Origin of the sequence: Legionella sp. W10-070, from assembly GCF_900640175.1 — a bacterium.
Classification (GTDB): Bacteria; Pseudomonadota; Gammaproteobacteria; order Legionellales; family Legionellaceae; genus Tatlockia.
Window position 1 is genome coordinate 1 of record NZ_CAAAJC010000003.1, and the last position, 14,374, is coordinate 14,374.

The following is a 14,374-nucleotide window of genomic DNA, read 5'->3' on the forward strand; positions in this document are numbered from 1 at the left end:
TTTTAATAAATGGGTTACCTTAATTGTGATGCAACGAAGCACTGATTTTGGCTCTATTTAAATTATTTCGGGTTACCTATTTCCGTGATGCAACGGGCCGCATTAAATTCCGTTTGAATTGCTTTTGCTAATCCCGGCAACGATATTCTTTGAGTTACCAGGGCATCAGGGCAAGCCAACTAAATTAAATCGGACTGTCCTGCTTTCCAAAAGCAGATTCCATTGAATATGTTTAGCATCCTGCTAAACTTAGCACTCAACTAATACAGGAGGATTCAAATGGCCTTTACATTACCACCCTTACCTTATGCAATGGATGCTCTGGAACCCCATATTTCAAAAGAAACACTGGAATATCATTACGGTAAACACCATGCCGCTTACGTCACCAACCTCAACAAGTTAGTTGCCAACACAGAATATGAAAATCTTGAGCTGGAAGACATTATTAAAAAATCGTCCGGCCCCCTTTTCAATAATGCTGCGCAAACCTGGAATCATACCTTTTACTGGCACTGCCTCAGTCCCAATGGCGGCGGCGAGCCTGTGGGCAACATTGGCGATGCAATTGTAAAGACGTTTGGTTCTTTCGAGAAATTTAAAGAGGAATTTACCCAGGTTTCTATAGCTACCTTTGGCTCAGGCTGGGCATGGTTAGTGCAAAATCAGGATGGTTCAATCAAAATTACCAGTACCAGTAATGCAGGCACGCCAATGACTGAAGGGCTACAGGCGCTTTTGACTTGTGATGTGTGGGAGCATGCCTATTACATTGACTACCGCAATGCACGTCCTGAATACGTTAAGGCATTCTGGTCATTAGTAAACTGGGACTTTGTCAACAGTAATATGCGTTAATTTACTACGGCGCTTGATGTCTTAATCGTTAATAACAAGGAGTTTTTTCATGGCGCTAATCACCAGTTATAACCCCTTACCTGTTGCCTTTACTCATGGCGAGGGGATCTGGCTATATGATGAACAAGGTAAACCTTACCTGGATGGATTAAGCGGTATTGCGGTTTGTGGATTAGGTCATGCTCATCCGGATGTGACACGCACCATTCAACAACAGGCAGCAAAACTATTACATACCTCCAATGGTTATCACATCAAGGAACAGGAACAGCTGGCTGAACGATTAATTAATCTCTCCGGTATGGAACAGGCTTTTTTTGCCAACTCAGGCGCCGAAGCCAATGAAGCAGCTATTAAGCTGACACGTCTTTTTGGCCATAAGAAAGGCATTGAAACCCCTTCCGTTATTGTAATGGAGCGCGCCTTTCACGGACGTACCATGGCCACTTTAACCGCCTCCGGCAGCCGTAAGGTGCAAGCCGGATTTGAGCCTTTTGTGCCTGGCTTCATCCGTGCCCCTTTTAATGATATTGATGCCATCCATACCATTGCCGCAAATCGTGATGACGTTGTAGCAGTGATGCTCGAACCCATTCAGGGGGAAGGGGGAATCCATGTCGCTGAAGCGTCTTATTTGCGTGCCGTAGCCGAATTGTGTGAACAGCATGACTGGTTGTTGATCCTTGACGAAATCCAAACCGGCAATGGCCGCACAGGCAAATTTTTCTCCTTTATGCATAACGAGATCAAACCAGATATCGTCACTACGGCCAAGGGGCTGGGAAATGGTATCCCTATCAGCGTCTGCCTGATGGGTAAAAAAGCCTGCAACCTTTTCAAACCCGGTAACCATGGATCGACCTTTGGTGGCAATCCTCTTGCCTGTGCAACCGCCTTAACGGTTCTCGATGTTATTGAGCGCGATAAGCTCTGCGAGTTAGTTACTCACAATAGTAATCTACTAAAAGAGCAATTGCTGCAGGAGCTGGGTAATCATCCCCATGTTCGAGCCTTCCGCGGCAAAGGTTATATGCTGGGAATCGAACTGGACAGGCCCGCCAGTGATGCCCGAATGATTGGACTTGAAAATGGGGTATTATTCAATGTCACTGCAGAAACCGTCATCCGGCTGCTGCCTCCGCTTATCATCAGTAAGGAAGAAGTGGCAGAGTTAGCGTTGAGGGTTTCGAGGACGATTAAGCAATTTCTTGAAAAAACCTAACCCAAGCCAATAGGAAACATTGCTCGGGAACACCCCGTGCTAGTACCGTTTCCATTTGTTGACAGATTGTTTGTCATTCCCGCAAAGGCGGGAATCCATTTTTAAGGCGCTCCGTGCTATATCCTGCATGGATCCCCGCCTTCGCGGGGATGACAAGAAACAGAACAATTTGCACAAGACAACCTGTCAACACTAAATGGAAACGGTGCTAGTTTGCACGGGGGGTTCCCGTCTGCAACAATGCAGAGCCCCCTTTGATTAGCTTGCCATCGATACTTAATGGCATCATAGCTTATCTGTTGGAGGGGGCGTGCCCTCTAGCTTTTTATCGCTGTTATCTGCAGGCGTGTCAGCTGCGGGGAAGAATCTTAAACCAGCCTGATGTTTAACTATTTTCAGTTCATCAGCAATATCTTTCAATGCATTGACAATGTCTTGCCGAAAACATGGATCTGTTTCCATTGGGGATTTATAAAATGGTTTTAACTCTAAAGCATGTTTTGCAGCGATCGTCTGAGTGAGCTGGTCAATCTCAATATTAGGGGCTGATTTTACGGCTTCTTTAAGTATGGAATCCTTCTCTATCATGGCGGGTATCGAATTACCAACCAATATTTTGGGATCAAATTGATGAAATTGACTCTGAGAAAGGGAGGCGAGGTAATATTTCTGCCTGGTAAGCTCTTTTTTACATAACGGCTCGTCCTCCCTATCTGTGTCCGCTATCTGACTCCCGGGGATGAAGGGCCCGCCCAGTTTGTCGACAATATCCAGGTCGCAAAGAGGATAACTTTGCAAATCGTTGAGGTTCCAACCATAACGTAATTGGTTCATATAAAAAGCACTAATACCCGGATTGTCCTGACAGTACTGCCAGGTAAATTTAAGTAAGCCATTTAATAAGGCAAGCCTTAAGGTATCATTGGTGGCATATTTAGCATTCACTTCAAAAAAATTAGCAATTAAAACATTTTTTTCATCCCCGGTTTCTACCAGAAATAACCAAATCAGTGCCGCTGGCTGGCCGGTGATTTTATCTATGGCCACATGAAATAATAAGGCATCATCCATACGCCGCTGTACCATGGCCGGGAACTGGTTGTTTGTGGTAGCCAGGCAACAGCCTACCTCATCCCCTAAAAAGAAAGTCGACGGCTTCTCTTTAGGCCATTGTACAATGCTAAAATGGAATAAGGTCACTTTATTTACCGCACTGTTTTTACCTTGATTGTTCGTTATCAGCTTATTTTGCTCCTTAACATGCTGGGCAAACTCTTTAAATCCAGCAGAAGTATCAGCATTACTCTGCTCCAGTGCATCGATATTACGGATTATCTTCTGTACTAAAACCCGGGAATTTCCTCCTGAAAGTGCATTGGCAATTTGCATCCCTTCATCAGGAGCTTGCGTTTTTTTAACGATATTTTCAAGTTCATTAAGTAATGTTTTTATAGCGGTTATTCTGTTCTGGTTTTTTTCTGTATTAGGCTTTGACGAACTTATTATTTCTTTCTTCAAAGAAGTCAGGTAAGACCAAAGAATAATCAATAGGTTTCCCTGATTTAAATTTGCCTTGTCATCCGGCAATACACAAAAATCAAATGTTTTTTTATAACTTAAAGCTGTTTCAGGGGAGATGCCTTGCTTTGTAAGTTTTTTTCTTATGCTTTGATTATGTGTTGCCAGGCTGCGACCCAATTTATTTTCCTGCCCGATATCGTGGAGAAAATCATCAACACTGCCGCCTAATAAATCAAGGGTTAATAATTCTAAATACACCTGCTGGTATTTATCATCAGACATCCGTTTACTTGCCGCAGCCAATTGAACAAAGCGGATTGGTTCTATCCGTTCAAACAACCTGCCTATCTCCTGCTCACTTAATTGCCTGCTTCTGCCTGGTATGACTGACCTGAATAAACTCTCGACAAGGGTAAGTAAAAGGAGGTCGACGGGCATCTCTTTAGCCAATCTGAAATTACCGTCCTCCCTATACAAAATTTCTTTTGGGCTTTGATAAGACAGCAATGCGCTAAATGCAACCAGGCAGTTTTTAAACTCTTCAACCTGCTTAGGATTTTGTTTGAGGGAAATCCCGGATTGTTTATAATAATCGGTTAAAAACTGTTGCAATTCATCAGGCAAGATGGGAAGGCAATCCAGCATCCTTTCAAGATTCAGGACGCTTCCTGCCAGGTGGTTACGCATATAGCGAATGCCATCCGCCCCCATGATTTTTATCAGTTGTATAATGACGGCATGGTACTTGAAAAAGAAAAGGCTTATGTTTCTTTGCTGGTACCTTGGAGCAGACTGGTTAACCCTTAGGAAAATTGCAATCAATTGCTCAAACTCTTTATGGACCGCTACGTCTTGCTCAAAAATCGCCCCTTGTATAAGCTGCACTGACAGCGGTAGTTGGGAATCGGTATTTAATAACGTCTCAGGAAGAATAGTGGTGCTTCCCAGTATCTCAAAAACCTGATGCAGGTATGCCCTATTTGAAATTAATTTTCTCAGGACGGCGTTATATACCCATGAATCAATCTGGATTTGCTTTGACCCATAAAAAGACATGACCAGCTCATAATAGCGATGCGGTTCATGGTGTTCCTCTGCGTCGGGATCTTCCAGATGGAAATTGCTGTCTTCTAATAATTGATTAAGCTTGCTGGCTGATAATTGCTTGGCCATGAAGGGAAGAATTATGCGCACCCCTAAAAGCAAAATATTTTTTCCTGTTGAGGTCCTGGGAAAATTTTCATAAGAAGCCTTGTAAGCCATCAGGAAATTTTTAATCGCTTCCTCGGTCTTTTTTGTATCGCTTGTGCAGATTCCCTGAAGAAGTAATGTTAACCCTTTTTTATAAAATAATTGCTGGCCGTAGCTATCAATCAATTTTTTTATTAACTCAATTTGATTTCTTTCAGAACTGGTGTTGCCCGAGTGCAATAGCTCCTCAAATGTCTCTAGCAATTGCGCTCTATTCTCCCTGGCGGCATTTAACTCGTTCGCCCTTTGATCATAAGCCTGGAATTCTTTAAAAATTTGTACCATTTCCGCTTTGTCTATGCGTCCGGATTCCAGAAGTCCAATATGACTATCTAAATCATCTTCAGTAAATAGTTCCTCACCATGACTATTCATTAATGTTAAAGCCAGGGTAATTTGTTGCGCTGTAACAGGATTGGATTCCAGTGAGTCAAGCGCTGCTTTCAGTGCTTGCCGATCCTGCTCATCAAGAGCTATCAGCTCAAATTCGGTTGGCTCCTCTGTTTCATCCGAGTCCTCTATCTTATCCAGATAATCCTGTGCGTCAACGCTGGTTATATCACGTTTTGGATTAATATTAATGCTGGTATAAAAGGAGGAACTCAGTTCCTCGGCATCAGGAGTGGCAGAAATGAATTGCAGCAGTTTATTTTTTTTCTTAAGATAAATTGCAGTCGCGCTTGTTTCTGGTATTTTTATTTTTTCTAATATCGAATCGTCTATAGTATCGAGCGTCTTTAGCGCTTTTTCCAAGTAAATATCTTTTGAAGTTCTCTTGTGCAAAATAGTAGCAAAATCAATAAGATGACCCGCTAACTCAACCAAAATGGGGTTATCCCCAGAGAGTTTGTCAATAACCTCAATCAAAAGTTCAAACTCTGGTTCAGGAATGGTTTTTTCATGTTGTTTATAAAATGGGAGGCAGCCACTGATGTATAAAATAGCATAGTTTCTGTACGCTTCCTGTTCATCAAAGTGATAGTAATGCAATTGGATAATCCTGCCGGCAGCCAACAGGAATTGAGATAAGTTCATTTGCTTTCCTTTAATTAATGATTAATTTTAAGTCATGGTGAACAAAAAAAGCAAATAGAATCCCTGCCGTAGGTGCGGTTTTTCCTTGACTAAAGAAGGCGGCTTGCCAGTTGGATTAACAGCTGATCCGGAAGCACATGCTGCTTGGTTTCGTGACAAGTGAAAGAAGCTCTGGCTGAATTTCATTGGCATCAGTTCAAAAAGCATTGGGGCATGACCGATTAGAAACGACTGCTATTTATTTAAATTTTACCGATGCCCATGTGATAGAATTTAGTAATAAATGGTAGTAAGCAAATTTTAGTGGAGGAGAGTAATGGAAAATATGGCGGCAAATGATATTTTTATTGATGAAACAGATAACTCAGTAATTAATTCTGTCATAAAAAAGGGGATAATTGACTATAACGCCCCATTTTTTGGGGCTAACCCTTCGCAGCCTTTCACCATTTATATAAAGAACCTTAAGTCAGAGGTTATTGCAGGTCTAACAGGTTTTTACAAAGGGAAATATGTACGTGTTGATTTATTTTGGGTTCATAATGAATTTCGTCATCAAGGGTTAGGTAAAAAGTTGATTGTGAAACTGGAAGAATTGAGTAAAACAAAGGGATGCTGCTATATTCAATTGGATACCTTTGACTTCCAAGCGCGTCCTTTTTATGAAAAATTAGGGTTTGGATGTATCGGCACCATATCTAGATGGGTTGAAGATAGAGATTGTCACTTTATGAGAAAAACCATACCTTAATTGATATATACCCTGACCAGTGAGTTCATCTATATTAATAATGGCAAAATAATGTGGCTGATATCGACAATTTAATTTTGTTAGAAGCGGAATGGCGAAAAGAGATCAGGTTTTGGTGAACTAATTCATCCTTTTTCCTTCGCGATAGTCCTTTAATATAGCTCTCCAACTGCAATGCCCTGCTCTTTCCTTCTTTGATTTCCCATAATTGGACAATTTTAATGGGCTTAAAGCTACGGTTATATTTACTAATTTTTTAGATTTTTGCGTCAGGGCGCAAGTTCCGGAGAGTTAGGAGGCAAGTTAGATGAAAGCTCTATTGCTCCGCAGGAGCAATAGAGCTTTCAAAGAATTGTAGTGTTTAAGCCACTACATGTATGGAAAATGTAGTGGCAACAATGTTATTAAAGTGCTTGATTACAACGCCATTATACTCTGTGCTTCAAGGCCTTTCGACCCTTGTGCTACAACGAACTGCACTTTTTGACCTTCTGACAAGGTTTTAAAGCCAGAGCCTATAATTTCTTTAAAATGAGCAAATACATCTGGACCAGACTCTTGCTCGATGAAACCAAAACCTTTGGCTTCATTAAACCATTTGACAATCCCATTTACTGTTTTAGACATTTGAATATACCTTTAGTTTATTAATACCTGTAATAGGTGAATTTAGCCGGAAATCGGTCAGGAATTAAAAAACTACAGTACGAGGGATTAAATTAATAAAACGACGATTTGGAGAGTATAAAAATAGACATTTTCTAGCTACGACAATATTACTGCATTTCAGTTATATAAGTCCATCCTTATTTTTACTAGATTTTAATAGGTTACAAATGAATTTAACATTTTCATTCTGGCTCATAACGAAGCCTGGTTAAAGTGGTGGGATCCATACTATTAGTTTGGGCTGGATATGCGGGAAGCCCTACTGATAGAAATTTTTATAATCGATTTCCAAGATGATTTTCTGGCACCATACTCTGATGAAGAATAGCAATAATTATTATTGAGTCTGACATAGTCAGATAATAGATCGCATAACTCCCATATAAAAACCGATAAATATCTTTTCCTAAATCGTCAGAACAGCTTCTTCCCATCAATGGCATTTCTGAAAGCAACTGTACGGCTTTTTTTAACTCTTCCAGATAACTCATTGACTGTTTCGATCCCCAATGTTCTAAGGTAAAGCGTCGAATTTGAATAAGATCTTGTTGTGCTTGAGTTGTAAATTGATACCGGCTCATTATTAGTCAAATTTTCCATTTAATAAATCATTGAAAAACACATCCCCTTCAATAATTCGACCAGCGGCAACATCTTCTTTTGCCTGATCCACACGAGTTTTCAAATATTGCATTTTGAGAGACTCTAAATTTAGGTAGTCGTCAACAGACAACACAACAGCAACCGCTTTGCCATTTCGATTAATTTGCACGGGTTCACGTTGTACCTTAAGAAGCAAGTCGCCAAAATGGGTTTTTGCTTCATTGGCTGATAATGATTCCATAAAAACCTCAATTATTTCGTTCGATATAATCATTATAGACGAATTAATTGATAACTCCATTAGATCAAATCATTTTCTTTCGAATAATTCTTCTATAGTTTCCTGCATTTCATCCTGGCTTGGCATACCGAAAAATCTCCTTAATAGAACACTGCCGCTCAGCTCTTGTGCAAAATGAACCCCATGCTTATCCGTCACTTTCTTCAAGAAAGTATGTCCTAGTTTATGAGGCGCAAACTCAAATTGCTCATTCCCTGATGCAAGTGCCGATACTTGCTTCACCAAAAACCAAGAGCCTATTGGCATATCAGGTTATTTACGCATGAACCCAGGGCACGGCGTGATCGAGACAGGACATCTTCATTTTTCTGTATTGCTAAAACAACTTCCTGAAAACGAACGCTGGCGAATAACCTCATATAAGCTGACACCGGTGGCCACAGAAACATTCAGGCTCTCAACCTGCCCAAGCATAGGTAAGGCAAACAAACCGTCACAATGTTCCCGAGTCAGACGACGCATACCTTCTCCCTCTGCACCCATCACCAGGGCGATTGGCATACCGCAATCAATGTTATAAAGTCTGTCACTCGCCTCCCCCGCTGCCCCGTAAATCCATACCCCTTCCTGCTTCAGCATTTCCATAGCACGAACAAGATTGGTTACTCGTACCAAAGGAACGGATTCCGTTGCTCCACAGGCCACTTTACTGACAGTCGCGGTGATGCTTGCACTCTTATCTTTGGGAATAATGACAAAATCTACTCCTGTGGCATCAGCCGTCCTTAAGCAGGCGCCCAAATTATGCGGATCGGTAATTCCATCAAGAATCAAAATCAGGCAAGGCTTCTTCGATGCTGCCAATAAAAAAGGCAAATCCTTTTCGCCATAATCTGGTAAATTATCAGCACAGGCAACAATACCCTGATGAGCAAATTCCGAAAAGCGCTGATCCATTTTTTGTACAGACAATTTCTCTACTGGAACCTGCTTCTCTGCCGCCAAATTCAGCAGCTGCTGTATTCGCTTATCAACCCGCTCCTGATTAACATATAGTTTCCTGGTTTGAGCATGACAGCTGCCCAGCAAAGCCTGAACCGCATGCACGCCATATACATAACGTTCACTCATGACCTGTCTCATTGTGTATAGGTTGAAGTATCTTGGGTATATACTAGCCGGCATCAGCTTTCTATATCACCTTCAGCCGGTTCAAAATCTATTTTCCGCTCATCCAAATCAACTCGCGCAACCATAACGTTCATTTTATCACCCAAGCGATAAACTTGTCCGCTGCGCTCACCTGCCAGCCGATGTTTTACTGCATCAAAAATATAATAATCATTTCTAAGCGAGGTAATATGTACCAGTCCCTCGACATAAATTTCATCCAGCTCGACAAAGATACCAAACCCCGTAACCGCCGAAATAGTCCCCTGGAACACTTGGCCTAATTTATCTTGCATATATTCACACTTCAACCAGGAAACCACCTCACGTGTTGCCTCATCAGCACGTCTTTCAGTCGAAGAACAATGCTTGCCCATACGGCTCATATCCTCAGGCGTATAAGCAAATGCCTGAATATCGTTATTATCTATCAAATGGCCTATTGCTCGATGAATCAATAAATCAGGATAGCGGCGGATAGGAGAAGTGAAATGGGTGTAGGCCGGGTAAGCCAACCCGAAATGTCCATGGTTTTCTTCCAGATACTGGGCTTGCTTCAATGAGCGTAGCATAACCGTTTCAATTAAATGCCGCTCGCCCATATCGCCTATGTCAGCCATAGTCCTTTGGAAGTCTTTGGGATGAGGCTTTTTACCCCCGCCTAATTTTAAACCAAGCTCTCCCAGAAACAGCCGCAGGGCATTAATCTTATCTTCATCAGGCAAATTATGGACCCGATACAGGCTGGGGATACCAGCCTTCTCCAAAAAACGCGCAGTCGCGACATTGGCCGCTAACATGCATTCTTCAATCAAGCGATGAGCATCATTTCTTATGACTGGAAAGATTCGTTTAATTTTCCTGTTTTCATCAAACTCAATAGAAGTTTCCGTGGTATCAAAATCGATGGCTCCGCGATCTTTTCGTGCCTTCAGCAACGTCCCATAAAGGGCATGAAGCGCTTCCAATGCCGGTGATAATGCCTCGTATCCGGCATCGGTACATCCCTCAACCAGCCATTTCGCTACCTGAGTATAGGTAAGGCGTGCGTGAGAATGAAACACCGCGCGATAAAAGCGGGAACGGGTTATTTTTCCTTCTGCTGAAATTGCCATCTCGGCAACCATGCACAACCGATCGACATGGGGGTTAAGCGAGCAAATGCCATTAGACAACGCTTCTGGCAACATCGGAACAACCTGACCAGGGAAATAGACCGAATTACCTCGCTTTGCTGCCTCCTTATCCAGTGCGGAATCAGGCTTTACATAATGGCTCACATCGGCGATAGCCACATAAAGCTGGTATCCGCCTCGAGGTTTTTTATGGCAGTAGACGGCATCATCAAAATCTTTTGCATCTTCACCGTCAATTGTGACGAAAGGCAGGTGTCTTAAATCCGTTCGTCCGATTAAGTCATTTTCAGTCACCTGCTGAGGTATCCTGGCCACTTCAGCCAATACCTCTTCTGGCCACTCAGCAGGAATGCCATGGGCAAAGATTGCCACATCAATTTCCATCCCAGGTGCCATATGCTCACCCAGAATATGAATCACTTTGCCAATTGCCTGATTACGTTTAGTCGGGAAGGCGACTATCTCAGTCAAAACCATCTGTCCATTTTTAGCACCAGCTGCAAATTCAAGCGGGATGGAAATATCCTGAGTCAACCGCTTGCTATCGGGAATTACAAAGCCAACACCGAGTTCGGTAAAAAAGCGCCCCACCACCGTTTGATTGGCATGTTCAATAATCTCATGAACTTTGGCTTCAGGCCTCCCCCTTCTGTCAATTCCAGACTGATAAGCAAGCACAATATCGCCATGCATTACTGTTTGCATCTCTTTGGCAGAGAGCACCATGTCCTCTTCGCCAACGTCAGGAATAAAAAATCCAAACCCATCTGGGTGTCCCTGAATAGTACCCCGCTGTAAATTTATCCGGCCTAAAAGGCAAAAGCGGCCTCGACGATCTTGCATGAGCTGACCATCCCGCATCATCGCCTTTAAGCGAAAACCCAACGCTTCCTCTTCGCTGTTCTCAATCTCCAGCCTGGAGATAAGCTGATTACGCGACATGGGACGGCCATATTCTTCCAGCACCTGCATGATTAATTCACGGCTAGGTATGGGAACTGCGTATTTTTCTTTTTCCCTTTTAAAGAAAGGATCCTTTGATTTTTTTTTACTCACTTTCACCACATTGCTAAAATTGTTAATTTTCAGTCTATCACTTATTGTGACGTATCGGGTAACTCAAATCCACGACCACCTAAATGTTCAATCAAGGCTGGTAAACCCATATCCTCACCAGCCCAGAATGTCCCGGCAGTCTGAGCTGGCATGGTCACGGTCCAACGACAAACAGAAATAGCACCAGCACAAGGTATCTGTTGTTCATGACCAGGCTTGGATTCAATGCAACTCAATTCAAATGACGCCTTATCAAGGGCAAGTGCCGACCAATTACCCGCCTTCAGGCGACTGCTCCACCCGGCACTGGCACCAGGCTCAGAAACAGGATGGGTAATCCATAAATCACTCTTTGACAAATTATGAATCATGATCAAAAGCGGTTTTTCAGCACTTAAAACCACCGTTTCATTTTGAACCCTGACCGGTTTACAAGAAGCCGGAATAGTGGTCTCGGCATTGGCAACAGGAATCCAGAATATCGCTAATAAAATAAAAATTTTCATTCATCCTCCGATAAGTTAGGCATTTGCTATAACTCACTTGGCAACCTGCCTTAAGTAAAGTACTCTTTAATAAAAATTAAGGGATATTCCCAGTGAAATGGATATTTTTAATTACTATTTTTTTGTTTTCTAACATAGAAGCAAGGACAATCTCAATAGGAACCCTAATTTACAACCCTCCTTTTGAAGTATCAGCCGATCAAAAAGATCATTTTTTAGGCTTTGATATTGAGATAATGGCAGCGATCTGTCTGCGCATTCAATCAACCTGCCATTTCAAACCGTTAACCTTTGCAGAATTATTCGTTGAGCTTTTGGCTAAAAAAATTGATTTGGCTCTTGGCGCTATTAGTATTACCAAAGAGAGACAGGAAAGTTTTTTATTTAGCTTACCTTATCTTGCCAGTAACGGCCAGTTTATCACGACAATCGATTCGGATGTTAATACTATTGAAGATATCCGCAGGAAAAGAATTGGCTTGGTACAAGGCACACTATTTAAAGCACTGGTTTTTGAAAAATTTGGCTTTCAGGCAAACGTCATTGAATATCCAACGCTTTCAGGCGTTTTTCAAGCCATGGCGGAGGGAAAGGTAGATGTCCTGATTGCTGATACAGAAGCAGTAAAATACTGGGTAACCAACAATGCCATGTTTAAACTTGTAGGCGATTCGATTCCCATCGGGATTGGTTATGGTATTATGGCAAATAAAGATTCTTCGGACCTAATTAAGCAAATTAATGAAGCGCTGCTTGATATGGAAACCGATGGCAGTTATCTGAAAATTTATAAACGCTATTTTAGCCCAATGTAAAGAATATGAAACATTTCCTGATACAAAGTACGCTGCTTTTACTAAGTTCTTTCTCGCTCGCTGCTACTGCAACCCCTGCAAACACTACTCCGGGACTGGAAACATTTAATATGAAAACCTGCGTTGAGCAAAATATACAAGACTGTATTAAAGCAGCCTGCATCGAGTCAGCTCCGGCAAACTGCCAAGAACAGTGTCGCACGGATGCCCTGAATAAATGCAAGCAAATTTCAGAGCAACGCTTATAACTCAATTTAAACTGATTAACAGCACCTTCTAAGAATTTAAGCGTTTACCTTCCTTATATTAAACTGCTCAAATACAGGTTGGTCGGCAAATACCTTATGAAGCACAGCAAGCAGCGCAAAATAATTCATGTGGACATGGACTGCTTTTATGCCGCTATCGAGATTCGGGATAATCCTCGGTTAGCAGGCAAGCCTGTTGCCGTGGGAGGGATTTCTGAACGCAGTGTTCTTTGTACTTGCAACTACCTTGCACGCCAGTATGGCATCCGCTCAGCCATGCCAACAGTTATTGCCTATAGACGTTGTCCTGATCTTATCGTTTTACCAGTCGATATGCCCAGGTATCGCCAGGTTTCGCGATTAATAAATGCCATTTTCAAGGAGTTTACTGACCTGGTAGAGCCCTTATCACTTGATGAAGCATTCCTCGATGTCACCGAATGCGACCTCTATCAGGGAAGTGCCACCTGGATTGCCGAGGCTATTCGTAGAAAAATTTTCGCTAAAGAGCAATTAACCGCTTCCGCAGGTGTTGCGCCAAATAAATTTTTAGCAAAAATTGCCTCCTCCTGGAAAAAACCTGATGGCCTGTTTGTCATTCGTCCTCAACAAGTCGAGGAGTTTGTCAGCCAATTATCGGTCGATACCCTGCATGGGGTAGGAAAAGTAACATCCCAAAAGCTACATCATATGGATATCCATACAGGCGCCGACATACAAAAGCTTCCTTTACGAACTTTGGTTCATCACTTTGGCAAATTGGGTGAAAACCTCTACTATCAATGCCGCGGTATTGATGAACGACCGGTGCAAGCCAATCGATGGCGTAAATCCCTCAGTGTTGAAACCACTTTCGAGAAAGATCTTCAAGACGATAGACAAATCAGCCATGCGATTGAAAACTTGCATAAAAAATTACTCTTGCGCCTAAAAAGCACTCCCGCCAGCCTTCAGATTAAAAGCCAGTATTTAAAGATAAAATTCAATGATTTTAAACTGGCAACCGCAGAAGTAAGAAGCACCCAGCCTGAACTGGAGAAATTCTATGATTTATTCAATAAATTAAGAAGAAACAACTCAAAATCACTCCGTCTGCTAGGTTTAGGCGTTCATTTTTTAGATCAGGAAAAGTCTTTACCCTATATTCAACACTCTCTTTTTTAATAAGGCTTTGTTCGCTTATTGCAAGCCAGCGCACTGATGCGGCGGATAAAATGCGAGGTATTTGTCCTGCTCAGTTGATTGGGGCGATTAAAACTTCGGTTGGTGTTAATTAATGGCCTGGATGGAAA

At 42.2% G+C, this 14,374-nt stretch carries 14 protein-coding genes; 6 read left to right on the forward strand and 8 right to left on the reverse strand.

What is annotated here, in order from left to right; all coding sequences use genetic code 11:
• Positions 1 to 279 precede the first annotated feature (279 nt).
• Together E1O65_RS01790 and E1O65_RS01795 are read left to right on the forward strand one after the other, a co-directional pair.
• The gene (locus E1O65_RS01790) at positions 280 to 858 is read left to right on the forward strand and encodes a Fe-Mn family superoxide dismutase (RefSeq protein ID WP_133131888.1); all 579 of its coding nucleotides are present in this window, start codon (positions 280 to 282) and stop codon (positions 856 to 858) included.
• A gap of 49 nt (positions 859 to 907) precedes the next feature.
• Positions 908 to 2,080: an aspartate aminotransferase family protein gene (locus E1O65_RS01795; RefSeq protein WP_133131889.1), complete on the forward strand. Its 1,173-nt coding sequence runs from the start codon at positions 908 to 910 to the stop codon at positions 2,078 to 2,080.
• Between the two features lie 285 nt (positions 2,081 to 2,365).
• On the opposite strand, the gene E1O65_RS01800 is transcribed toward E1O65_RS01795, so the two are convergent.
• Complete coding sequence (locus E1O65_RS01800) at positions 2,366 to 5,887, reverse strand: hypothetical protein (protein WP_133131890.1); 3,522 nt, start codon at positions 5,885 to 5,887, stop codon at positions 2,366 to 2,368.
• Positions 5,888 to 6,203: 316 nt separating this feature from the next.
• On the opposite strand from E1O65_RS01800, the gene E1O65_RS01805 reads away from it, so the two are divergent.
• Positions 6,204 to 6,638, forward strand: coding sequence for a GNAT family N-acetyltransferase (locus tag E1O65_RS01805; RefSeq protein WP_133131891.1), 435 nt, complete (start codon positions 6,204 to 6,206; stop codon positions 6,636 to 6,638).
• Between the two features lie 417 nt (positions 6,639 to 7,055).
• On the opposite strand, the gene E1O65_RS01810 is transcribed toward E1O65_RS01805, so the two are convergent.
• The 7 genes from E1O65_RS01810 to E1O65_RS01840 all read right to left on the reverse strand — a co-directional run bounded on the left by E1O65_RS01810 (position 7,056) and on the right by E1O65_RS01840 (position 12,019).
• Positions 7,056 to 7,265: a cold-shock protein gene (locus tag E1O65_RS01810; protein WP_133131892.1), complete on the reverse strand. Its 210-nt coding sequence runs from the start codon at positions 7,263 to 7,265 to the stop codon at positions 7,056 to 7,058.
• 317 nt (positions 7,266 to 7,582) lie between these two features.
• The gene (locus tag E1O65_RS01815) at positions 7,583 to 7,888 is read right to left on the reverse strand and encodes a type II toxin-antitoxin system RelE/ParE family toxin (RefSeq protein ID WP_133131893.1); all 306 of its coding nucleotides are present in this window, start codon (positions 7,886 to 7,888) and stop codon (positions 7,583 to 7,585) included.
• A gap of 2 nt (positions 7,889 to 7,890) precedes the next feature.
• Positions 7,891 to 8,151, reverse strand: coding sequence for a type II toxin-antitoxin system Phd/YefM family antitoxin (locus E1O65_RS01820; RefSeq protein ID WP_133131894.1), 261 nt, complete (start codon positions 8,149 to 8,151; stop codon positions 7,891 to 7,893).
• A 69-nt stretch (positions 8,152 to 8,220) separates the two neighbouring features.
• A complete protein-coding gene (locus tag E1O65_RS01825) occupies positions 8,221 to 8,433 on the reverse strand; it encodes a hypothetical protein (protein WP_242601514.1) in 213 nt (70 codons plus the stop codon).
• Between the two features lie 78 nt (positions 8,434 to 8,511).
• The gene (rlmB, locus tag E1O65_RS01830) at positions 8,512 to 9,282 is read right to left on the reverse strand and encodes a 23S rRNA (guanosine(2251)-2'-O)-methyltransferase RlmB (protein WP_133131895.1); all 771 of its coding nucleotides are present in this window, start codon (positions 9,280 to 9,282) and stop codon (positions 8,512 to 8,514) included.
• Between the two features lie 53 nt (positions 9,283 to 9,335).
• Positions 9,336 to 11,519, reverse strand: a complete 2,184-nt coding sequence (rnr, locus tag E1O65_RS01835) for a ribonuclease R (protein ID WP_207384214.1) — start codon at positions 11,517 to 11,519, stop codon at positions 9,336 to 9,338.
• 35 nt (positions 11,520 to 11,554) lie between these two features.
• Positions 11,555 to 12,019, reverse strand: coding sequence for a hypothetical protein (locus E1O65_RS01840; RefSeq protein ID WP_133131897.1), 465 nt, complete (start codon positions 12,017 to 12,019; stop codon positions 11,555 to 11,557).
• Positions 12,020 to 12,111: 92 nt separating this feature from the next.
• Between E1O65_RS01840 and E1O65_RS01845 the strand changes: the two genes are divergently transcribed.
• The 3 genes from E1O65_RS01845 (at position 12,112) to dinB (ending at position 14,246) form a co-directional block, all read left to right on the forward strand.
• Complete coding sequence (locus E1O65_RS01845) at positions 12,112 to 12,834, forward strand: transporter substrate-binding domain-containing protein (protein ID WP_165474874.1); 723 nt, start codon at positions 12,112 to 12,114, stop codon at positions 12,832 to 12,834.
• Positions 12,835 to 12,839: 5 nt separating this feature from the next.
• Positions 12,840 to 13,082, forward strand: coding sequence for a hypothetical protein (locus tag E1O65_RS01850; RefSeq protein ID WP_133131899.1), 243 nt, complete (start codon positions 12,840 to 12,842; stop codon positions 13,080 to 13,082).
• 96 nt (positions 13,083 to 13,178) lie between these two features.
• Positions 13,179 to 14,246, forward strand: coding sequence for a DNA polymerase IV (dinB, locus tag E1O65_RS01855; protein ID WP_133131900.1), 1,068 nt, complete (start codon positions 13,179 to 13,181; stop codon positions 14,244 to 14,246).
• The last annotated feature ends 128 nt before the right edge of the window (positions 14,247 to 14,374 follow it).